This window comes from Planosporangium thailandense (genome assembly GCF_011947195.1).
Taxonomy (GTDB): Bacteria; Actinomycetota; Actinomycetes; order Mycobacteriales; family Micromonosporaceae; genus Planosporangium; species Planosporangium thailandense.
In genome coordinates this window covers 239,935-260,627 of the sequence record NZ_JAATVY010000001.1, presented here as the reverse complement: position 1 = coordinate 260,627, position 20,693 = coordinate 239,935, and the positions used below count along the sequence as shown (strand labels likewise).

22 protein-coding genes are annotated in these 20,693 nt (G+C 70.9%); 5 read left to right on the top strand and 17 right to left on the bottom strand.

The features are described from left to right. Positions 1–236 precede the first annotated feature (236 nt). Genes HC031_RS01180 through HC031_RS01165 form a run of 4 tightly spaced genes read right to left on the bottom strand, consistent with a single transcriptional unit; the run spans position 237 to position 4,224 of the window. Positions 237–872 carry an acyltransferase gene (locus tag HC031_RS01180; protein ID WP_167923229.1) on the bottom strand — a complete coding sequence of 212 codons (636 nt, stop codon included), beginning with the start codon at positions 870–872 and terminating at the stop codon, positions 237–239. Between the two features lie 2 nt (positions 873–874). After that, positions 875–2,074, bottom strand: a complete 1,200-nt coding sequence (locus tag HC031_RS01175) for a glycosyltransferase family 4 protein (RefSeq protein ID WP_167923228.1) — start codon at positions 2,072–2,074, stop codon at positions 875–877. A gap of 48 nt (positions 2,075–2,122) precedes the next feature. After that, positions 2,123–3,055 carry an NAD-dependent epimerase/dehydratase family protein gene (locus HC031_RS01170; RefSeq protein WP_167923227.1) on the bottom strand — a complete coding sequence of 311 codons (933 nt, stop codon included), beginning with the start codon at positions 3,053–3,055 and terminating at the stop codon, positions 2,123–2,125. Positions 3,056–3,084: 29 nt separating this feature from the next. Further along, positions 3,085–4,224, bottom strand: a complete 1,140-nt coding sequence (locus tag HC031_RS01165) for a DegT/DnrJ/EryC1/StrS family aminotransferase (protein ID WP_167923226.1) — start codon at positions 4,222–4,224, stop codon at positions 3,085–3,087. A 100-nt stretch (positions 4,225–4,324) separates the two neighbouring features. Between HC031_RS01165 and lhgO the strand changes: the two genes are divergently transcribed. Together lhgO and HC031_RS01155 are read left to right on the top strand one after the other, a co-directional pair. After that, a complete protein-coding gene (gene lhgO, locus HC031_RS01160; protein WP_167923225.1) occupies positions 4,325–5,515 on the top strand; it encodes an L-2-hydroxyglutarate oxidase in 1,191 nt (396 codons plus the stop codon). 58 nt (positions 5,516–5,573) lie between these two features. After that, on the top strand, positions 5,574–7,586 hold the full coding sequence (locus HC031_RS01155; RefSeq protein ID WP_167923224.1) for a hypothetical protein: 2,013 nt from the start codon (positions 5,574–5,576) through the stop codon (positions 7,584–7,586). Positions 7,587–7,635: 49 nt separating this feature from the next. Here HC031_RS01155 and HC031_RS01150 read toward each other — a convergent pair whose 3' ends face one another. From HC031_RS01150 to HC031_RS01095, 12 genes are all read right to left on the bottom strand, one after another. Beyond that, on the bottom strand, positions 7,636–8,226 hold the full coding sequence (locus tag HC031_RS01150) for a CGNR zinc finger domain-containing protein (protein ID WP_167923223.1): 591 nt from the start codon (positions 8,224–8,226) through the stop codon (positions 7,636–7,638). Positions 8,227–8,273: 47 nt separating this feature from the next. After that, positions 8,274–9,362 carry an alpha/beta hydrolase gene (locus HC031_RS01145; RefSeq protein ID WP_167923222.1) on the bottom strand — a complete coding sequence of 363 codons (1,089 nt, stop codon included), beginning with the start codon at positions 9,360–9,362 and terminating at the stop codon, positions 8,274–8,276. A 112-nt stretch (positions 9,363–9,474) separates the two neighbouring features. Further along, complete coding sequence (locus HC031_RS01140; protein ID WP_167923221.1) at positions 9,475–10,458, bottom strand: SRPBCC family protein; 984 nt, start codon at positions 10,456–10,458, stop codon at positions 9,475–9,477. 27 nt (positions 10,459–10,485) lie between these two features. Continuing rightward, a complete protein-coding gene (locus HC031_RS01135; RefSeq protein ID WP_167923220.1) occupies positions 10,486–11,031 on the bottom strand; it encodes a hypothetical protein in 546 nt (181 codons plus the stop codon). 28 nt (positions 11,032–11,059) lie between these two features. After that, positions 11,060–11,815: a GvpL/GvpF family gas vesicle protein gene (locus HC031_RS01130; protein ID WP_167923219.1), complete on the bottom strand. Its 756-nt coding sequence runs from the start codon at positions 11,813–11,815 to the stop codon at positions 11,060–11,062. Beyond that, positions 11,815–12,231, bottom strand: coding sequence for a gas vesicle protein GvpJ (locus tag HC031_RS01125; RefSeq protein WP_205862087.1), 417 nt, complete (start codon positions 12,229–12,231; stop codon positions 11,815–11,817). Before HC031_RS01125 ends, HC031_RS01130 begins: the two co-directional genes overlap by 1 nt. A 56-nt stretch (positions 12,232–12,287) precedes the next feature. After that, on the bottom strand, positions 12,288–12,608 hold the full coding sequence (locus HC031_RS01120; RefSeq protein WP_167923218.1) for a gas vesicle protein K: 321 nt from the start codon (positions 12,606–12,608) through the stop codon (positions 12,288–12,290). After that, entirely contained in the window at positions 12,605–12,808 is a 204-nt protein-coding gene (locus HC031_RS01115; RefSeq protein WP_167923217.1) for a gas vesicle protein, read from the bottom strand. The genes HC031_RS01120 and HC031_RS01115 overlap by 4 nt, the downstream gene beginning before the upstream one ends. Beyond that, positions 12,801–13,556, bottom strand: a complete 756-nt coding sequence (locus HC031_RS01110) for a GvpL/GvpF family gas vesicle protein (protein WP_167923216.1) — start codon at positions 13,554–13,556, stop codon at positions 12,801–12,803. Before HC031_RS01110 ends, HC031_RS01115 begins: the two co-directional genes overlap by 8 nt. Continuing rightward, on the bottom strand, positions 13,553–13,981 hold the full coding sequence (gvpJ, locus tag HC031_RS01105; protein ID WP_167923215.1) for a gas vesicle protein GvpJ: 429 nt from the start codon (positions 13,979–13,981) through the stop codon (positions 13,553–13,555). Before gvpJ ends, HC031_RS01110 begins: the two co-directional genes overlap by 4 nt. Continuing rightward, a complete protein-coding gene (gvpO, locus tag HC031_RS01100) occupies positions 13,978–14,292 on the bottom strand; it encodes a gas vesicle protein GvpO (RefSeq protein ID WP_167923214.1) in 315 nt (104 codons plus the stop codon). Before gvpO ends, gvpJ begins: the two co-directional genes overlap by 4 nt. Before the next feature lie 169 nt (positions 14,293–14,461). Then, positions 14,462–15,187, bottom strand: a complete 726-nt coding sequence (locus HC031_RS01095; protein ID WP_240942024.1) for a DUF3626 domain-containing protein — start codon at positions 15,185–15,187, stop codon at positions 14,462–14,464. Between the two features lie 357 nt (positions 15,188–15,544). On the opposite strand from HC031_RS01095, the gene HC031_RS01090 reads away from it, so the two are divergent. From HC031_RS01090 to HC031_RS01080, 3 genes are all read left to right on the top strand, one after another. Next, complete coding sequence (locus tag HC031_RS01090) at positions 15,545–15,841, top strand: DUF6582 domain-containing protein (protein ID WP_167923212.1); 297 nt, start codon at positions 15,545–15,547, stop codon at positions 15,839–15,841. Positions 15,842–15,952: 111 nt separating this feature from the next. Next, entirely contained in the window at positions 15,953–17,656 is a 1,704-nt protein-coding gene (locus tag HC031_RS01085) for an FAD-dependent oxidoreductase (RefSeq protein ID WP_167923211.1), read from the top strand. A gap of 37 nt (positions 17,657–17,693) precedes the next feature. After that, complete coding sequence (locus HC031_RS01080) at positions 17,694–18,986, top strand: cytochrome P450 (protein ID WP_167923210.1); 1,293 nt, start codon at positions 17,694–17,696, stop codon at positions 18,984–18,986. 26 nt (positions 18,987–19,012) lie between these two features. Here HC031_RS01080 and HC031_RS01075 read toward each other — a convergent pair whose 3' ends face one another. Continuing rightward, positions 19,013–20,179 (bottom strand): epoxide hydrolase family protein, encoded by a 1,167-nt coding sequence (locus HC031_RS01075; protein ID WP_167923209.1) that lies wholly within the window; start codon positions 20,177–20,179, stop codon positions 19,013–19,015. Positions 20,180–20,693 lie beyond the last annotated feature (514 nt).

Below are 20,693 nucleotides of genomic sequence, written 5' to 3'. Positions count from 1 at the left end.
TCACACATCCAGCCGCACGTTGAGGCATCAGAGCCGGCGACACGGAGAGCGAGCTTACACGAGCGGCGGTACCTCCGCCTGAGGCAGGCACCCGCCACTTCGATGTACCGAAACCCGCTTGGAACAACCATTTCAACGCTGTTCAGCGCACACTGTCGGGTGAGGACCGGGTCGGTAGGGCGACGATCGCGTGAACACCTGCCCGGTCACCGTGCGTGTACCCTGGGTGCCCGAACTCAGCCGTCGCCCTCGTCATCGAAGGCCGGCGGGGAGAGCCAGCCCGAGGCGTCGATGCCGCGGCGCTCCGCTTCCTCCCGGCGCGCGGTGTTCTCCGCGCGGACCCGTTCCGCTTCTGCCTTGATGTACTCAGGGTCGTACCGCTGGAACACCCGCGCCGGGTTGCCCGAGACCAGGCAGTAGTCCGGCACGTCCTTCGTCACCACCGACAACGGGTTGACGGTCACGAAGTCACCGATCGTCACCCCGGGCATGATGACACTGCCGCCACCGATGAAGCAGCCCTTGCCGATCCTGACCGGCTTGCGCTCGATCAGATCGCTGCCGGAGTGGTTCTCCAGCATCATGTTCGAAAGCCAGCTCGAATGCGTGAAGATCAGACAGTTGAGCCCGATACTGGTGTGCTCACCGATGGTGAGGCCGCCACTGGCATCCAGCACGGTGTTCTCCCCGACCCAGCAGTGATCGCCGAGCTTGAGGTTCTCGACACTGACGATCTTCGTGCGCTCGCGGATCCGCGTGGTCTCGGGAAGGCCGAGCAGCCGCGCCCGCTCGACGTCGTTCATGAGGCCACCGACGAGGTCGGTGAGGATCTGGCGGCGGAGCCGGTTGCTCCGCTCGTCATCCAGGAACATGGTCACTTCTTTCCGGCGGCGTTGTTCAACATGCGTTGGAAGGCGTCGAGGTGCTGGCGGGTCACCACATCCATGGTGAAGTGTCCGTGGATCAACTCTCGCTGCCGCTTGGCGATCGTCTCCCGCTCCTGCGGGTCCTCCAGCAGACGGATCAACGCCGCCGCCAGTTCGGCCGGGTCGTTGGGCTTGACCAGGATGGCGTTCTCCCAGTTGCGCAGCGCGACACCGGGGAAATTGGTCTCGGTGACCGTGGCGATGGTGGCCCGGCCGGCCGCCATCGCCTCCAGGCTCGCCGTGCCGCAGCCGCCGCCCTGGAGGTCGTGCGCGACGACGTCGGCGGCGGCGAAGTAGGACGGCACGTCGTCCTTGGGCACCGGGCCCGGCGCGATGATCGCATCGGACACGCCCAGCTCAGCGGCGCGTTTGACGAAGGCGTCGAAGTAGACCCGACCGACGATCAGGACTTTCGTACGGGGATGCCGGGCCAGTACGGCGGGCAGCGCGTCGATCAATGCGAGCCGGTCGCGAAGCGGGATGACGTGGCCGAGCGACACGATCAGCGGCGCGTCACCGATGCCGTACTCCGCGCGCACGTCCTTCGCCACGGGGCCTTCGAACCTGGCCGGGTCGACCGCCACCGGGATGTACTCGAAGTCCGCCGTCGTCGCCTTGTACCGCTGCTCGCAGTAGGTCGCCGCCAGTTCGTCCATAATGACGTACCGTGGCCGGAAGCGGCGTAGGATCGGTTTGACAAGGAACCGGTCGAGCCCCTTGAACAGCGCCATGTACTTCGGATCCGGGCTCTCCAGCCGAGTGTGGATCGACAGCAGTACCGGCACCTTCCGGCGCCTGGCGTACCAGCCGGTGAGCCACGTGAGATCGAAGAACTGACCGTGCTGATGGATGACGTCCGGCTTGAACTCGTCCAGCACCCGGAACAGCTTGCCCCAGTTGCCCGGACGCGGCGAGACGAAGGTCATGTCGAAGTCGATCGACAAGCCGAGCTGCGGCATGCCCATGGCGGGTAGTCGCAGCACCCGGTACCCGTCCCGCGACTCCTCTGCCGGGGCGTCGCGGTAGGCGGCGGTGAGCACGATCACCTCGTGCCCAGCCGCCACGTACCGTTCTGCCAGCGCCGCAGCCAGGTGCGAGCTCCCGCCCGGGCGGGGCGGGAAGAAGTTGTTGACAACGGCGATGCGCAACGCCTGCTCCTTGGCGAGGATTGAGGGGAGCCCGAATCACCCGGCCGGTCAGGCCGACATCTTCACCAGTTCCCGCATGCCCTGTTCGACCGTGATCGTAGGCTCCCAGCCGAGCACCTCGCGGGCGCGGGTGATGTCGGCGGCGCGGCGGCTGACGAGCACCTCGCGCTCATTGAAGATCGGCTCGACGTCGACGCCGACCGCCTCAATCAGGATCTTGGTGAGCTGCGCGATCGAGGTGTCGATGCCGGTGCCGATGTTGATCGGCATGTTGGCGCGCTCGCTCTCCAGCGCGGCGACCACCCCGCGGGCGAGGTCGGTCACATGGATGAAGTCCATCGACTGCTCACCCTTGCCGTCGATGACCGGCGGCTGGCCGGAGCGCAGCCGCTGGATGAACGTGTTGATGACGCTGGTGTAGTACGCCTCGATCTTCTGCCCGGGCCCGTAGACGTTGAAGAAGCGCAGCGCGTTCCAGGACAGGCCCTTCTGGCGCTGGTAGAACCCGAGCAGGTCTTCGCCGGCACGCTTGGAGATGCAGTACGGCGTGAGCGGGTTGAGCCGGTCGTCCTCGTGCATCGGCAGCTTCTTCGGGTCACCGTAGACCGACGCCGACGAGGCGAACACGAGCCGCTGCACGCCGTGGTCGGCCGCGGCCGCGAACACGTTGTGGTTGCCGACCATGTTGATGTCGATCGACTCGTACGGGTCGGCGATGCTCTTGTTGATCGAGACCGTGGCGAAGTGGATGACGTGCGTGCAGCCCTTCATCGCGTTGTGCACGGCGCCGCCGTAGCGCACGTCCTGCTCGATGAGCTCCACATTGCCCGTCGCGACGAGCGCGTTCACCGCGGCCCGGTCACCGCGCTGCATGTTGTCGAAGATCCGTACGCGGTAGCCCTTCTCCAGCAGCAGCGGGATGGTGTGCAGGGCGATGAAACCGGCACCACCGGTGAAGAACACGGTGCGATCGTTGGACATCCTCGTAAAGCTCCTCAGCGTTGTCAGGCTCAGCGGTTGGCAGCGACGGCGGACACCACGTCACGTACCGCGGTGGCGACGGTTTCAACCTGGGCGTCGGTCAGATTAGCGTGCATCGGGATCGCGAGATGCCGGGCGAACACGTCAGTGGAGACCGGGCACGGCCTGGTCGAGTTGTACAGCGGCTGGACGTGCGACGCGTACGTGCCGAAGTTGCACTGCACGCCCCGCTCGCGCAGACGCAGCGCGACCTCACCCCGGTTGACCGACGGGTCCAGGGTCAGGATGTACGCCTGCCAGGTGTGGTCGCGGTCGGAGGCCGTCGCCGGCAGCGTCACCAGGTCGAAGTCCTTGAGCAGCTCGGCGTACCGGGCCGCGACGTGCCGCCGCGCGGCGAGCAGGTCGGGCAGCCGGTCGAGCTGCGCGAGCATCATGCCGGCCGCGACGTCGGACATGCGGTAGTTGTAGCCGAGCTCGTCGAACGACGGGATCGGCAGTTCACGGCTCGCCTCCCGGGTCAGGGCGCCCTCGATGCCGTACGTGTGCAGCTTGCGGGCGTGTGCGGCCAGGTCGGCGCGGTCGGTGACGTACGCCCCGCCCTCACCGGCGGTGATGCCCTTGCGACCGTGGAAGCTGAAGGTGGCCACGTCGGCCAGGCTGCCGGCGGGGCGTCCACGGTAGGTGGCGCCGGCCGAGCATGCGGCGTCCTCGATGATGAACAGGCCGTGCCGGTCGGCGATGGCGCGCAGGTCGTCGTAGTCGGCGCACTGGCCGGCGACGTCCACCGCCACGATGCCGACGGTCCTGGGCGTGATGGCAGCCTCGACCGCCGCGGGGTCGACCGTCCAGATGTCCGGGCGCACGTCGGCGAAGACGGGGGTCGCTCCGGCGTACATCACGGCGTGGCCGGTGGCCGGGAAGGTGTAGTCCCCGACGATGAGCTCGTCACCGGGCTTGACGCCCAGCGTCAGCATCGCGAGGTGCAGCGCCGAACCGCAGTTGCTGGTCGCCAGCGCGTGCGAGACGCCCGCCGTCTCGGCGAAGCGCTTCTCGAACCGGGCGCAGGTCGGGCCGGCGCCTGCGAGCCACCCGGAGCGGAGAACCTCCGCGATGGCGGCGAGCTCCGCGTCTCCGACCGTAGGTTGCCCGAGTGCGATGACCTCAGTCATGTCCACTTCCATATTCGCGGTAGGCGGTCCCCGTGTCGGCGCGCGCCGCCGAGGCGGGTAGGTTCCGCAGCAGTCTAAGCTACGTTGCCATGGAGATCTCGTGCGGTATGTCGTAATTGGTGGCGGAATAGTCGGTTTGGCGACGGCCCGTCAGCTCGTAAATGAGCATCCTGACGCCACCGTCACGGTCGTCGAGAAGGAGCGCGGCTGGGGCGCCCACCAGACCGGACACAACTCGGGCGTCATCCACGCCGGGGTGTACTACGCGCCGGGCAGCCTCAAGGCCGAGCTGTGCAAGGCCGGCAGTCGGTCCATGGTGGAGTTCTGCGCCGAGAACGACATTCCCTACCAGGTATGCGGCAAGCTGATCGTCGCCACCGACGAGGCGGAACTGCCCCGGCTGCACGCCCTGTACGACCGCGCCCGCACCAACGGCCTGCCCGTACGGCTCATCACACCGGACGAGGCCCGCGAGTACGAGCCGGAGGTCTCCTGCGTCGCCGCCTTCCACGTCGCCTCCACCGGGATCGTGAATTTCGGCACTGTCTGTGAGCGACTCGCCGAGCTGCTCGCGAAGGCCGGCGCCGACATGCGCCCCGGCGAGCAGGTCATCGGCATCGAGGCCGCGACGACCTCCAACGGGCCGGTCACTGTCCGTACGACCCGCGGCGAGATCCAGGCGGACGTTCTCATCAACTGCGCCGGCCTGCACGCCGACCGGATCGCCCGGATGGCGGGCGTCAACCCGCCGGCGCGGATCATCCCGTTCCGCGGCGAGTACTACGAGCTGCGCCCGGAGCGCCGCGACCTGGTCCGCGGGCTCATCTACCCGGTGCCCGATCCGCAGTTCCCGTTCCTCGGGGTGCACCTGACCAAGATGATCGACGGCAGCGTCCACGCCGGCCCCAACGCCGTGCTCGCCCTGGCCCGCGAGGGGTACCGGTGGGGGATCATCCGGCCCGGTGACCTGCTGGACGCCGCGACCTACGGCGGGCTCTGGCGCCTGGCGCGCAAGCACTGGCGGTACGGCGCGAGCGAGGTGCTCCGGTCGCTGTCCAAGCAGCGGTTCGCGGCCAGCCTGGCCCGGCTGGTGCCTGCCATCCGCCCCGAAGACCTGGTCAAGGCCGAGGCCGGGGTGCGGGCCCAGGCGATCCGTCCGGACGGCGGCCTGGTCGACGACTTCCTCATCGTCCACAAAGACCGGCAGGTGCACGTGCTCAACGCGCCCTCGCCCGCCGCCACCAGCTCGCTGGAGATCGGCAAGTACATCGTCGCGCGGCTGCCCAACTAGTCGTGCATGAGTGGATGACGGACGGCGCGAGCGGCACGACGACGGTGTGAGGGGGCACATGACACGGTTGAGGTCGCGGCGGAGCCCGGCACTGCTCGCCGCGGCGCTGGTGGCCGCCTGGCTCGTGCCGTTCCTGGCGCACCTGGCGCACGTCGACGCGATCCTGCCGGTCGTCGTGTGGCTGGCGACCGCGTCGCTGCTGCGGGGCGACACCACCGTGGTCGACCGGCTGGTCATCGCGTTCAGCGCGCTGGTCTGCGCCGCCAGCACCGCCGGGCTGGTCCTCGCCGTCTGGCCGCCGCACCTGTCGCCGGTCCCGGTCGCCGGCGCCGCGCTGACGGCGCTCGCGCTCATCGGCGCGGCGACCGGCCGCCGGCCCGCCCTGCCCGCCCGGGCGTTCGCCTGGCGGGACGCACCGGTCGCCCTGGTCGCCGTGCTCGCGGCGGCCGTCGCCTGGGCCCCCGTCGCCGGCCGGAACACCACCGGCCGGCTGGCGGTCGTCCTGTCCGGCGAGGACCTGTCCCGACACTTCATGATCTTCGACTGGATGGGCCGGCTGGGCGGGTACCTGTTCCAGACCAGCGCCATCAAGGGCCGCTTCGACCCGGGCTTCGTCGCGTACCCCCAGGGCTCCCACCTGGTCGCCGCCATCCTCGAGCGGTTCCGTCGCCCATCCGGCCCCGTCGACGCCTACACCTCACTGCACGACTACGTCGACTACACCCTGGGCGCGTACCTCTTCTTCGCGGTCGCGGTCGCCTGGGCGATCTCCTGGGTGTGGGCGGGACGGCTGCGTCCCGCGTGGGCCGTCGTCACGTACGCCGCGACCGTGGCCCTCGTCTGCTTCGGCGGCTACGTCACGCTGATCACCCGGGGGTACCCGAGCCAGCTGACCGGCCTCGCGCTGCTGGCGATGCTGGTCGCGCTGGCCGCGCGGCCGGTAGGGGGCGCCTCCCGGGAACAGGTGGTCCTGCTCGCGGCCCTGTTCGCCGGGCTGAGCTTCGCCTACTACTTCTATCTGCCGCTCGGCGCGGTCGCGGTCGCGGCCTGGGCCTGGCCGCACCGCTCCGCGCTGCGGCGGCGCCCTGTCTTCGCCGCCGTGACAGCCGTGGCTTCGCTGTGCCTGGCCGCGGTGATGCCCGCGGTCAACCAGGCCACCGACCACCTGTCCGTCCTGACCTACGGCGGCCCCGCCGTCACTCCGCCGGTGCGCTGGCTCGCGGCGCTCACGCTGCTCGCCGCCGTGACCTTCGCCGGCCGCGGCCGGCCGCGCGCCTGGTCGGTGTGGACCGACCCGGCCCGCCGTACGCTCCTACTCGTCACGGCCGGCACGATCCTGTTCGTGGTGGCGCTGGTCGCGGCCCGGTACGCGCTCGGCCCGGGCGTCACCTACTACGTGAAGAAGGCGCTGTACGCGCTGCTCACGATCGAACTGATCCTGCTCGGCGGGCTCGGCGCGACGGCGACCGAGGTGGCCGGGTCGGCGGCGACCTCGGCGGGTCGGATCGGCTGGCTCAAGCGGGCGCCACTCGGGGCAGCCGTGGTCGCGGCGGTCGCCGTCGCGCTGCTCGTACTCGGCGGCTCGCGGATCCTCAACCCCTGGCCGGCCCGCGGATCCCTGATCTTCCTACCCGTACCGCAGGCGGGCTCCAACTACGGCCGGGCGTACGCGGAGGGCCGCCTGGCGCTGTCGGACCAGGCCGCCGCGGTGGTCCGGGCCGCGCAGACGCAGCCGGAGGCGCCAGCCGGCCGGCTGATCATCTTCTGGGACGCGTACGGCCGGGGCTACGACTTCTACCTGGCCCAGTGGGCGAACGTGCTGGACCGCCGGCTCGACCCGGGCGTACTCCCTGCCGTGGTCCAGATCCCGCCGGTCCGCACCGCCGGCGACGAGTTGGAGAAGCTCCTGACCAGCCTGTCCCCCGGCGCGGCGAACGCCAGGCCCGTCGAGGTGGTGACACGCGACGACGCGATCGTCGCCAGGGTGGAGGCGTTCCGGGCGGTGCACCCCGGCGCCGACGTCACGGTGCTGCGCCTGCCGGGTGACTGCGGCGCGAAATGCCGCAAGTAGAAGTGCCGAAAGGAGCCTGGAAGTGCCGCGCGTAGCCGCGGCCTGAGGCTCACCGTCCGTCCCGGTGCCGCTGGGCGTGCCGCGCCACCCGCACCCGGTTGCCACAGGTACTCGTGGAGCACCACTGCCGGCGGCTGGTCGCCGCGGCGAAGAGCAGCATGCAGTCCTCGGCCGCGCACCGCCGCAGCCGTACGCCTTCCGGCCGCGTGACGAGGTCGATCGCCGATCGTGCGAACGCGGCCAACGTACGAATCGGGGCCGTGGCCGGGCCGGTCGCCGTCCGCACCGGGCCGTCACCGCTCCAGGTCAGCTGAGGTGCCGAGGGTGCGGCCGCCGCGTACCCGTTGACCACCGCGACCGCCTCCGGCGACGGCGTACGTCCGTCCACGACCGCGCGCAGCAGGTCGTCGAGGGCCGCGCGGAGCCGGCGCACGTCGTCGAGGCTCGGCAGCGCGGCGAGATCGACGTCGAGCCGCTCCGCCTCCTGCGCGAAGAAGGACGCGAACCGCCCGGGCGCCGCGATGAGGTCCCGCCCTCCCTTGACGACCGTGTTCACCAGGTCGATGGCCACCGGTTCACCCAGCAGCGCGAACCGCGCCGGCGCGGCGGCCACGGTGGCGGGGTTGCCTTTGTCAGTCATGCGGTCGTCCTCCCCACCCCTGACGCGCTGAACGTCCTCCCCAGGATTCAGCGCCTCGGTTCTGAGGACGAGCCGAGCACGATGCGGGCGAGGCTGCGCAGGGAGTCGGCGCCCGCGGCGAAGTACCCGTCGTGGGCGATGACGTTGCCCACCGGCAGCGAACGAGCGCCGAACGCGGCCACGAACGGCAGCGTGCCGTGGCCGACGCCGAACATCCGGACCCCCGGAAGGTCTCTCGTCCAGTCCGACAGCGCGGTGCCGGCCCACACCCGCGCCCTCGTGTGCAGCTCGGCAGCCCGGTCGACGCCCATGCCCGGGCTGCCGAGCGCGACGATGTCACGGACCCGCGGCCCGAGCGACGGTGCCGCGAGCCCGGCGACGACGGATCCGTAGCTGTGCCCCACCAGGGTGACGGTCGCGCCGGGCCGGTACACCGACAGCCCGGCGATGAAGCGATTCAGCGCGGCCGCCGCCGGCCGGGCGCGGTCCTCCCGCATCGCGTCCCGGCCGAGCCCGTCCGGAGGCGCGTACCCGAGCCAGGCGATCACGGCGACCCGCGCGGCCGGATCGTCGTTCCTGACCTGCGCGTACAGCTGCCGCACCTGCCACGCGGGCGACCGGCGTCGCTGGCCACCGTTGCCGCGGTCGAAGTTGTCCAGCCGGTTGCCGCAGCCCGGGACGAGAATCGCGATCCGGTCGGCGGTGGCGAGATCCCCCACCACCTCGGCGACCTTGCCCCCGCCGCGCGGGTCGTACTCGAGCAGGTGCCGGGCCGACGACCAGCCCGACGTGCGGGCGTTGGCGGCGAACCGCAGCTCCGGCGGCGCGCCGTCGAGGTCGCCGACGATCTGCGGGTACCGGTCGGCAAGGCCGGCCCGCTGCTGCGGGTCCAGCGCCGAAAAGAACCGCGCGACCTGCTCCGGAGCCGCCTTCTGCGGATCCGGAAGCCGATGGCCGGCGATTCGGTCCGCTCGCCACGCGGCGAGCCCGGGCGGGGCGGTGGCGCTCGCGGCCGCCGCGGTGTCGACCGGCCCGAAGACCCAGCCACCTAGGCCGACGACCACGGCCAGTGCCGTGGTCGTCACTTCCCGGGTGAACCGGAGCAGCAGGCGCCGGGGGGTGCCGCGCGGTCGCATTCATCGCCTCCTCGTATCGGCCATCTCGTGTCCGATACGAAGCCATCGGCGCGAGGGTTCAAGGATGTCGTACGCGGCGTCGTCCTCGCGTTAAGCCGAGAGAGGTCTGGCGTTACCCCGAGCGTTCGGCCGCGTACTCGTCGTCGTACTCGTCGTCGTACTCGTCGTCGTACTCGTCGTCTTCGTCGTCTTCGTCGTCTTCGTCGTCTTCGTCGTCTTCGTCGTCGTACTCGTCGACTTCGTCGTCGTACTCCTCGTCTTGGACGTCCTCGTCGTCGCGCGCCGACTGCTCCAGGTCGTCCTGCTCGCCCTCGTCATGGTGTCGGACGACAGCGCCGTCACGGATCTCGCCCCGCCATGACCCGGTCGCCTCGCCGTTCAACATGACGAACCGCCGGAAGTGTTTGAGATCCAGGCGGGCCCGGCGCCCACCGGCGCGCCACAGGTTCCCGGTCTTCTCGAACAGACCGTGCGGGTAGTACTCCATCACGAGCAGCACCCGGGTCAGGTCGTCGGCGAGCGGGTGGAACGTGACCACGCCCCTGGTGGAGCCCTTGGCGCCGGCGCTCATCCAGACGATCCGGCGGTCGGGAATCTGCTCCCGGGTGACGGCCTTCCAGGTACGCCGCGACGCGAACACCTTGAGCCGCCACGTCGTCTCGGTGTCGCTGGTCCGCTCGACGCCCTCGACGCCCCTCATGAACCGCGCGAACTCCTCGTACTGCGTCCACTGGTTGTAGACCACGTCGACGGGCAGCCCGATGTCGATGTCCTCGCAGATGACCGTCATCCTCGGCTTGCCGCCGCCGCGACCGCTGTGCAGGGCTGAGGTGACCTGCTCCTTGAGACCGGTCATCGCCGCGCTGACCACGGCGCGGACCGGAGACCGGCCTTCGGCGAGCCCGCGCGCCCCGACGAAGGCGGCCTTGAGGCCACCGTTGTCACCGCCGTCGTTGAGCCGCTCGGTCAGGTCGTCGACCAGCCCGGTCGCCCGGGCGAGCGCGTACTTCGTGGCTTCCCGCCCGAGGCGGCTGACGGCCGGGCTGGTGAGCAGGGCCCGGCCGAAGTCGGACAGGGAGAGACGGGTCTCGCTCATGCTGCCTCCTTCACCTTGCCGGCCACGTCACACACCGTCCGCGGCCCGCCGCGGCGCTCTCCTCCTGGGTCTCGCCTGGCGCGGCCGCCCGGGCCGCGCCGCGTCGTCGGCCGGTTCGGCTGTCCGCGCCTCGGCGGCCGGCTCGGGCCGCGCGGTGTCGTCGGCCGGCTCATCGGCCCGCCCAGCGTCAGCATCGCGTCTCGCGGTCGGCACCCTGCCCGATCGGGTCCGCCGGACCGGCGGCTCCTGTGGTGGAGCGTCGCGCACCGCCGTGACCGTCCCGTCGATCAGCCGCTCCGTCCGTTGCTGGAGCGAGTCGGCCAGCGCCGTCGTCCGCGACTCGATGGTCGCGGTCACCGCGCGCTGGGCCGCCTCCAGTAGCGGACCCCGTACCTGGGCCGCGAGCCTGGCCAGTTCCGGCGAGGCGGCGAGGCGGGTCAGCGCCTCGCGGGAGTTCCCGATCCGCTTCCCGCTCAACCAGAGCGCCAGGCCGATCGCCGCCTTGCCCTTCTTCGTGCGACCCAGCAGGTAGCCGCCGGCGACCGCCGCGCCCAGCTTCACGCTGTCCTTCACCGCTCGCTCCCCTTCCTCGTTGCCACCGTCACCAGCCCCACCGCCCCTGGGCAGGCTCCGGCCGTCTCGGCTCACCGTCGATGAAATCGAAGGCCGGGAGCGGCCCCACGTACTCGATGCCGTAGTCCGCGCCGAGATCGGCGCGCAGCCGCTGGACCGCCCCGTCGACCTCGGCCAGCCGCGCGGCGGGCACCAGAAACGCGTGGCTCGCCAGCGTCACGTCGTCCGGCAGCCGGACGGCGTGCGAGACCGCCAGGTCGGCGAGCATCTGCACGACCCGATCCGCGAGGACGCCGCGATGCGCGTCCAGCGCCCGGCTGATCTCCTCGCCGAGGCCGATGCGGGCGTCCAGGGCACCGCCGGTGCGCGCCCGGTCCACCAGGCGGCGCAGCTGGGGAGATTCGGCGACCACGCGCCGGATCCCGGCCTCCTCGTCCACCCGCACGTCCAGCCTCACCTCGACGAGCCCGTCGAGCGCGTCGAGGCGGTCGGCCAGCAGATCCCGCTCCGGATCGACGATCTCCGTACGGACGGCGTCCTCGTCGGGCGCGACCGTGCCGAAGCGGACCGGCAACACCGGACCGTCGCGCAGCAGCCCGACGAGGACGTCGAGGTATCCGACCGCCTCGGCGTCGCCCAGCTCGACGTCGGCCACGTCACTCACGGCGGCCGCTACCGGGCCGGATCGGACGAGGCGGACCGTCGCCGGCGGCTCACCCGCCCCGGCCAGGCCCTGCGGATCAGGGTGCCCGGAGCGTACGAGGCCGTACACGAGAACGAGCATCAGTCCTCCTTGAGCCGGCTGCGACGGTCGGCGGCCCGCCGGCCCGCCGGTGCCGTGCGGCGATCGTCGTCGTCGCCGTGCAGGAGCGCGTCGGCGGCGTCGCTGATGGTCTCCTTGACGCCGCCCAGCACGCCGCGCGTCTTGTGCTTGGCGGCGCCCTCGGTGACACCGCCGGCGATCCCCTGCACCAGTCCGGGCAGGCCGGTGACCTGCCCTTCGGGCTGAAGGTCGAGCCGGTTGACCGCCTCGGCGAAACGCAGGTACGTGTCGACGCTGGCGATCACGATGCGGGCGTCGATGGTGAGCAGTTCGATGCCGACGAGAGAGACGCGTACGTACGCGTCGATGACGATGCCCTTGTCGAGGATGAGCTCCAGGACGTCGGCCAGTCCGCTCGGTCGTGGGGCGCGTGTCACTCCTGAGTACGAGCTGATCGTGATCACCTCTTCCGGTCGGGGGTTGTGCTTTCCGATTAGCCCTTCTCGACCGGTGGCGGATCTGTCGCCACCAGCCGGTCCAGGTGGTCGTTGGACAGCCGGATGTCCTCGGCGGAAACGCCGAAGATCTCCCGCAGCTCGCCGAACCGGACGTCCAGCTCCAGGAGCGCCCGACCCAGCCGTTCGATCTCGTCCGGGGCCAGCGAACCGGCGTCCACCCGCCGCAGCGCCTGGCGTTCGAGGAGCTGCCGGACGATCTCCAGCAGGGCGATCACGAGCCGGCCCAGGCCGCGTCCCGCGTCCTCGGGGTCGATGTTGAACCGGAGCGGGTTGTCCGGTCCCCAGGGCGCGGTCATCGTTCGTCCCGTCCGCGATCGGCGAGATGGTCCACCGCGACGAGCAGCAGTCGCGCGTCGAGGCGGATCAGGTCGATGCCGGCCAGCCCGATGACGATGTCGCCGACGACGACCGCACCCCGGTCGATGACCCGGTCGAGCAGATCCACCAGGTCGTTGGCGCCGGCGTGCCGGGCCGGCAGCGGCAACGGCTCACTCATCGGCCCCCACCTTCAGGTCGCTGACGAACGAGTACGGCGGCCAGGGCCCCGTGACGCGCAACGCGAAGCCGTCGGCCACCAGCCGGTCGCCACACCGGTCCAGCGCCTCCACGAACCGGGGCTGCTCATCCCGGCGTACCAGGTAGGCGCGGTCGAGTAGGAGACTTCCGTCCCGCCGGCCGGGCGCGACGCCCGCGGCCAGCTCACCCAGCACGGCCTCCGTCGCGGCCACGAGCTCCAGGCCGGTACGGCGCCGCTGCTCGATACGGTCGAAGTGTCGGCGGCGCCGGAGAAGATACGCGGTCCCCGACTCGGGCTGCCCCGGTTCGTCACCGTCCCGCGCGGCCGCCGGATCGCCGTCATCCCGGACGGTGACGCCCCACTCGTCACAGCCCGCCACGAGGGCCAGCCCGGACCGCAGCTCAGCCGCCCGAGCGGCCAGGAAACGGTGCGCGGCCGCGCGATCGGTGACGACGACACCGAGCCGGAACGGCAGCACAGCGGTGGCGGCGCCGGCGACCGCCCTGATCACGGCGTCGTGGCGCTGGGCCAGGTCCGCCACGAGGCGCGGGTCGGCGGCGTCGTCGCCGACCGCCGCCAGGTCGGCCGTTGTCACGTCGCTCGCGGCGAGGCAGAGGCCATCCGAGACGAGAAGCTCCACCGGCTCGTTGCCGACTCCGGATAGGGCGGCGACGGCGCAGTCCGCGGTCGCGGCGGCGTACAGGTAGAGGGCGCGGTCGGGCGTCACGACGCGCCTCCCGACTCCTCGGCGTCTCCCGGCTCCTCGGCGTCTCCCGGCTCCTCGGCGTCTCCCGGCTCCCCCGCGCTGAGGCGGCGCTCCAACGCGTCGAGCCGGGCCCGCAGTTCGCGGTTCTCCGCCTCCAGCGCGTCACGCTCACGCGCCGCTTTGGAGCTGAGCGACGGGTCATTCATCCACCAGTCGATCCCCATCTCCTTGGCGGTGTCCACGGAGGCGACGAGGAGCCGCACCTTGAGAGTCAACAGCTCCACATCCACCACGCCGACCACGATGTCGCCGACAATCACCACCCCGCGGTCGAGAACGCGTTCGAGGATGTCGGCCAACGAGTCCGACCGCTGGGCCCCGAAGCGCGATGGCGTCACGGCGTACTGGCTGTGTCGTATCTGGTTGCTTCGCGCTTCTGCCGTCATGTCAGATCCGTGGCGTTCCGGGAGAAGCGACGCAGCCGCTCGTACGAGATGACGTGACCGGACGAGTCGACATCGACCCGGTAGGTGGCCATCACGCTGCTGGTCGCGGGGATGCGCGCAAGCTCGGTGACGTCGACGAGCAGTGACCATCCGTCACCATCCGGTCGCGCACCGGTCATGGCAACGGGATCCAGTCCGGTCAGCTCCACGAAATCGCCCATCGCCGTACGGGCGACCTGTGCGAGGGTCAGGGCACGAGTCGACTGTCCTTTTTGGTCATTCTTGCGCTCATCGTGCCGTGGTGGTGCCATAAGCCCGAGTCTGCCACGAAAGCCCGAGTAGGCGGCCAGTGTCATTCGACATAGACAGGATGATCGTTTACCGGTAGTGTCTTGTTGGTTTTTTTCCTTACAAATCAACACTTATTAGCGCGTACGGTGGTCATGCCACTATGGACACTCGCGTTTTGTCCTCTGTGGATTAATAGCGCCGGGGAATTTGCTCCCCCAGATCGCGCGGTCCGGGCGCCCCGAACCGCGCGACGTAGTGCCACACCCGCTTGAGCGCCTGCTCGGCGTAGCGGCCCGTGCCCGCGGCGTCCCCGATGACGCGGGGATCGAGTTGACCGTCGACCGCGATCTCGGCACCCAGCTCGACGTACTCCTGCCCGCGGTACTCACGGTGGCGCCGCAGCTCCTCCACCGCGAGCCGGAAACCAGGGTGCCACTCGACCGGGCACGGCAGGCGTCGAGCCGCGGTCTCGACGGCGGTGCCGCGGTAGCTCGGGTCCAGAACCAGCGCCTCCACGTGCCGGTCCAGCCGGACCGGGCCGTGCACCTGCGCCTCGATGTAGTCGTCGAGGGCGTCCCGGTCATCGGCCTCGGCGAGCGCGATGAGCGACATGCCGGCCGCGACGCCGAACGCGGACGGTTCGAAGACGCTGTCCGGGTAGCAGAAGGTGGCCCGCCGGAGCGTGTCCGCGGTCAGCCGGAAATGCGCGGAGCCGAACCGGGGCGAGCCGCCGACAGGGTTTCGCCTGAAGTTCAGCGCACCGTAGACGGGCCGCTCGTGGTCGGGCGCGTCGTCGTACGCGCCACCGAAGATCCGGCTCTCCCAGCGCCAACGGTCACCGCCGGGATGCGCGGTCAGGCCGCCGTTGCTCGTACCGGTGACGAACTGTGAGCGGTAGATGCCGTCCCGGGCCAGCGCGAGCAGGATCGGTCGGCCGCGGATCAGGCGGTCCGGGTGGAAGTTCAGGGCCACCCGCAGCGTCGGGTCGAGAGGCGGTCCAGACGACAGCGACGCGACATGGCGCAGCGCCCGCTCCTGCGGCGACCGGGACGCGTCCGGGCTCATCGGCGCAGTGTGCCGGAGCCGGCCCCGCACCGTACACCGGTTATCGGGCCGCCCGGGTGATACCGCGCGTGCCCTCCATCGCGTCTTCGACCTGCCGGCCAAGCTGTTCGACGACGGCGGGCAATCGTCGTGCGCCGACCGGGCCTCCATGGTTTCGCCAGCGCTCACGGATGTGTCGTCGATGCCCTGCGCGGGCACCCCAGGGTCATGAAGACGACCTGGAAACCGCACGAAGAGCACGGAGACCTGTCCACCGCCGAGCGCAAGGAACTGCCCGACAGCGTGTACGCGTTCCCGGACAAGCGCAAGGAGCCGTTGACGGACGCATCGCACGTCCGGACCGCGCTGGCCCGGTTCGACCAGGTACAGGACGTGACCGACGCGGAGCGCGACCTGGCCTTCGCCAACATCCGGGCCGCGGCGAACCACTACGGCGTCGACATCGCCGAGAACGACTGGCGCCAGCTCGGTAAGCGGCCGCACACGGACAACCCCGCGCGCTGACCGGCTACGCCTGCCGGCTGTCATGATCCGCGGTTTGCCGGCCGGTTGCTCGGGAAGGGCAGAGGCGACGCCTGAACCGGGAAGAGACGTCTGAACCGGGAAGAGCGGCCTATGAGGGTTGTCGTCAACCTCACCCGCTGCGAGGGGTACGCGCAGTGCGCCTTCCTCGCCCCCGAGGTCTTTCAACTGCGCGGCGATGAGGCGCTGATGTACGACCCGCAGCCCGACGACGCGCAGCGGGAGCGGGTGCTGCGGGCCGCGGCGGCCTGCCCGGTGCAGGCCATCCTGGTCGACCGGATCGAGGACCGGGAAGCCACCGCGGACGCGAGATCAGCGTCCGTCGCGGCGGCGCGGGCGGGGTCGGTACCGGCGGGCGGCTCATTCGGGCGCGCCGCGCCGAACCGGGCGTCCGAGTCGGCGTCCGGCCTGCGGGACGCGGCGATCGAAGCGATGCGGCGCACCGGCCGGATCGCGATCGTGGGCGCCTCGCTGGCCGGCTTGGCCGCCGCGGCCACCCTGCGCCGGGAGGGCTTCACCGGCTCCCTGACCCTCATCGGCGACGAGCCGCACCGGCCCTACGACCGGCCGCCGCTGTCCAAGCAGGTCCTCGACGGATGGGTACCCGCTGACCACAGCGGGCTGCCCCGTACCGATGACCTCGACGCACGGTGGCTGCTCGGCGTGCCCGCGACCGGCCTCGACCTGTTCGCCAAGCAGGTCCGCCTCGCCGACGGTGGCACGGTCGACTACGACCGGCTGCTGATCGCCACCGGCACCCGGGCCCGGCCGTGGTTCCACCCCGATGAGGCCGCTCTCGACGGCGTGTTCCTGCTACGAACCCGCGATGATGCCGCCGGACTGCAACAGCGGCTGGCCGACCGGCCCGGGCGGGTACTGGTCATCGGCGGCGGGTTCACCGGCTCCGAGGTCGCCTCGATCTGCCGGGACCGCGATCTGGCGGTCACGGTGGTCGAGCGGGGACCCGCGCCCCTGGTCGGGGCCCTCGGTGGAGTGATCGGCGCGGTCGCCGCCGACCTGCAGCGCGCGCACGGCGTCGACCTGCGCTGCGGCGTCACCGTCGCCGCTCTGGAAGGCGACGCCGCCGGACGGCTGCGCCGCGCCCACCTCTCCGACGGCAGCACCATCGACGCCGACGTGGCCGTGGTCGCGCTCGGCGCTATCCGAAACACCGAATGGCTGCATGGCTCCGGCCTCGCCGTCGGCGACTGGGGTGTGGGCTGCGATGCGGGCTGCCGGGCATTCGACGCGGCCGGTGTGGTCGCCGACGACGTGTTCGTCGCCGGCGACGTGGCGCGGTTTCCGCATCCGCTGTACGACTACGAGTTCCTGGCACTGGAGCACTGGGGCAACGCGGTGGCCCAGGCCGAAGTCGCCGCCCACAACATGGTCAGCGCCCCGGCCGACCGGTGGCCGCACCTGGCCGTCCCGGTGTTCTGGTCGGCGCAGTTCGGCACCAACATCAAGTCCGTCGGCGTGCCGACCTACGCCGACCAGATCGTCATCGCCCAGGGCTCGATCGCCGAGCGCCGGTTCGTGGCCGCCTACGGCTGCCAGGGCCGGATCACCGCCGCAGTCGGGTTCAACCAGGCCAAGTGGCTGGATGCCTACCAGCGCCTGATCGAGGTGGCCGCGCCGTTCCCGCCCGACTTCCGCCACGTAGACCAGGCCGTCGACGGTCAGCCGGTATCACTCGAGCTGCCCGACCGGAAGATCCGCGACCTGCACGCCACCGTCGTGGTCACCGGACACGACCCGAGCGAGCGCCGTGCCGAACTGGTGTACCACCACCGCTGACCGCATCCGACGGGGGGCATCCCAGGAAGGCACCCTCATGGCACAGCCCAGCATCTTCGACCAGATCCTCGATCCCGCCAACCGGGCCAACCCGTACCCCCTCTACGCCGAACTGCGCGAGACCCCGGTGACGCGCCAGCCCGACGGCACCTACGTGATCAGCACCTACGACGAGATCGTCGCGCTGCTGCACGACCCACGGGTCAGCTCCGACCCCCGCTGCCACCCGGAGCTGGCCGATGCCCCGCCCGCGCTGGAGGCGGGCCTCCCCGGACTACCGCTGACGTTCATCAACCTCGACCCGCCCGAGCACGACCGGTTGCGGGAACTGGCCATGCGGCCGTTCGGCCCGCCCTGCACGCCGGGCCGCGTCGAAGGGATGCGCACCTGGCTCGCCGAGGTCGCGAACGAATTGATCGACGACTTCGCCGGCAAGAACCGCGTGGACCTCGTCGACGACTTCGCCTACCCGCTGCCGGTCACGGCGATCTGCCGGCTACTCGGTGTCCCGCGCGAGGACGAACGGCGCTTCCACCACTGGGCCGATGCGATCGTCGCGAACCTCGACCCGACCACCGGCACGTTCGCCGAACGCCAGCACCGGCGGGCCCGCGTCGAAGTCGAACTCGGCGAGTACCTCAACGGCCTCGTCGAGGCCCACGCCCGCCGGCCCGGCGACGATCTGATCTCCGGCATGCTCACCGACACCGGACCGCACGCGCCGATGTCGCGCGCCGACCTGGTCAGCACCGCCGTGCTACTGCTCGTCGCCGGCCACGAGACCACCGTCAACCTCATCGCAAACGGCATGCTCACCCTACTGCGCCACCCCGAGGTGCTCAGCCGGCTGCGCGACGAACCCGACCTGGCCATCCCGCTGGTCGAGGAGCTGCTGCGCTACGAACCACCGGTGCAGATGCGGACCAACCGCAGCACCCTCGCCGACATCCCCATCGGTGGCACCACCATCCCGAAGGGATCACCCCTCGCGCTGATGCTCGCCGCCGGCGATCGCGACCCCGCCCGCTTCCCCGACCCGGACCGCTTCGACCCCGATCGTGCCGGCAACGCCCATCTCGGCTTCGGCAGCGGCATCCACTACTGCTACGGTGCCCCGCTGGCCCGCGTCGAGGCGCAGGTGGCGTTGCCTCTGCTGGTCCGCCGGCTGCAGAACCCGCGCCTGGTGGCCGACCCACCGCCCTACCGGCCCAACGCGGAACTGCGCGGCCCCCGGCATCTCCTCGTCGACTTCGACACCGTGGCACCGACCGCTCAGGCGGCGGTGGGAGCGGCGCCTCGCGAACGGGTGCTGCGGCCGGCACACGGATAAGTGCCCGCCGACCGCGCCTGCCAGGGTCAGCGCATCGCCCGGAAGGCACGCCGTACCTGGTCGACGAAGAGCTCCGGCTGTTCGAACGCGGCGAAATGGCCGCCGCGCGGAAGCTGCTCGTAGAAGCGAAGATCGCGACAGTACCGCTCGCACCAGCGCCGCGACGGCCGGAAGATCTCGCGCGGGAAGACCGAGACACCGACGGGCCCGACCAGCGGCTCGGGCTCCGGACCGGTGCTGCGGCCGGACGGCCGGGCGAAACCGTGCTCCCAGTAGATGCGGGCCGACGACGCGGCTGTCGCCGTGTGCCAGTAGACGCTGATGTTGTCGAGCATCTGGTCGCGGCTGAGCGCGGAGAGCGGATCGCCGCCGTGGTCGGTCCAGGCCCAGTACTTCTCGGCGATCCAGGCGCACTGGCCCACCGGGGAGTCGACCAGACCGTAGCCGACGGTCTGCGGGCGGGTCGCCTGCTCGAGCGCGTAACCGCTGCCCCATTCCCGGTGATAGGCGGCGTCGGCGAGGCTCCGGCGCTCGAAGTCGGTCAGGTCCTGCGTGGCGAGCCGGTCGCGGCCGGCCACCGGCAGCATGTTGAGGTGGATGCCCACCAGGCGCCCGGGATCCTGCGCCGCCAGCGACGTGGTCACCATCGCGCCCCAGTCGCCGCCCTGCGCGCCGAACCGCCCGTAACCCAGCCGGCCCATCAGCACCGACCACGCCCGGGCGATCCGCTCCGGCCCCCAGCCGGGCTCCGCCGGCTTGGCGCTGAACCCGAAGCCCGGCAGCGACGGGCACACCACGTGGAAGGCGTCAGCGACGTCTCCGCCGTGCGCGACTGGGTCGGTGAGCGGCTCCAGAACGTCCAGGAACTCCACCACCGAGCCCGGCCAGCCGTGCGTGACGATCAGCGGCAGCGCATCCGGCTGCGGTGACCGCAGGTGTACGAAGTGGAGGTCGAGGCCGTCCAGTTCCGTGGTGAACTGCGGCAGCGCGTTGAGCCGGGACTCCAGGCGTCGCCAGTCGTACCCGCGTTGCCAGTACCCGCACAGGTCCCGCAGCCAGTCGAGCGGCACGCCCTGGCTCCAGTCCGCCACGGTCGCCGGTTCGGGCCAGCGAGCGCGCGCCAGGCGCTGCCGCAGGTCGTCAAGCGCGTCCTCGGCAACCCGTACGGTGAACGGGGTCAGCTCGCCGCCCATCCCGACACCGTAACGCCGGACCTCGGTCAAGGCCGCGCGTCATAGTTCGCGGCATCTGCTCCGGCGCACGGCACCGGTCGTTCGCCACCCGAGCGTCATGAGTTCGTGGGCCGAGACCCCGGCCATGCAGGTCAGGCACCCTCTGTCCAGAAGCGGTTGAGTCGCTCAACCGCTTCTGCCTTGCTCATCGCCGCAACCTCGGAGTCAGCGAGGCCGACTCGCGTGATCAACAAGCTGACAAGATCGGCCGGAAGCGCCTCAGGAGGCACCTCCGGTATGCCTCGGTTGGGTTTGACCCCATCGCGCACGCATGTCCAGAACTCCTCCTCGGAGACGCCAAGTTGATCCCGGAGGATGTGGCTCCAGAGACTTGGTCCATACGTTGTGCGATCGGCCGGATGCGAGATCCTTGTTCGCAGGACGCGACCGTCCGGCAAATTGAGTTCATAGGTGATGCGGTGCGTTCCGGTGCGCCCACGCGCATCACGAACGGGAGTCCAACCCTCGATGCCGC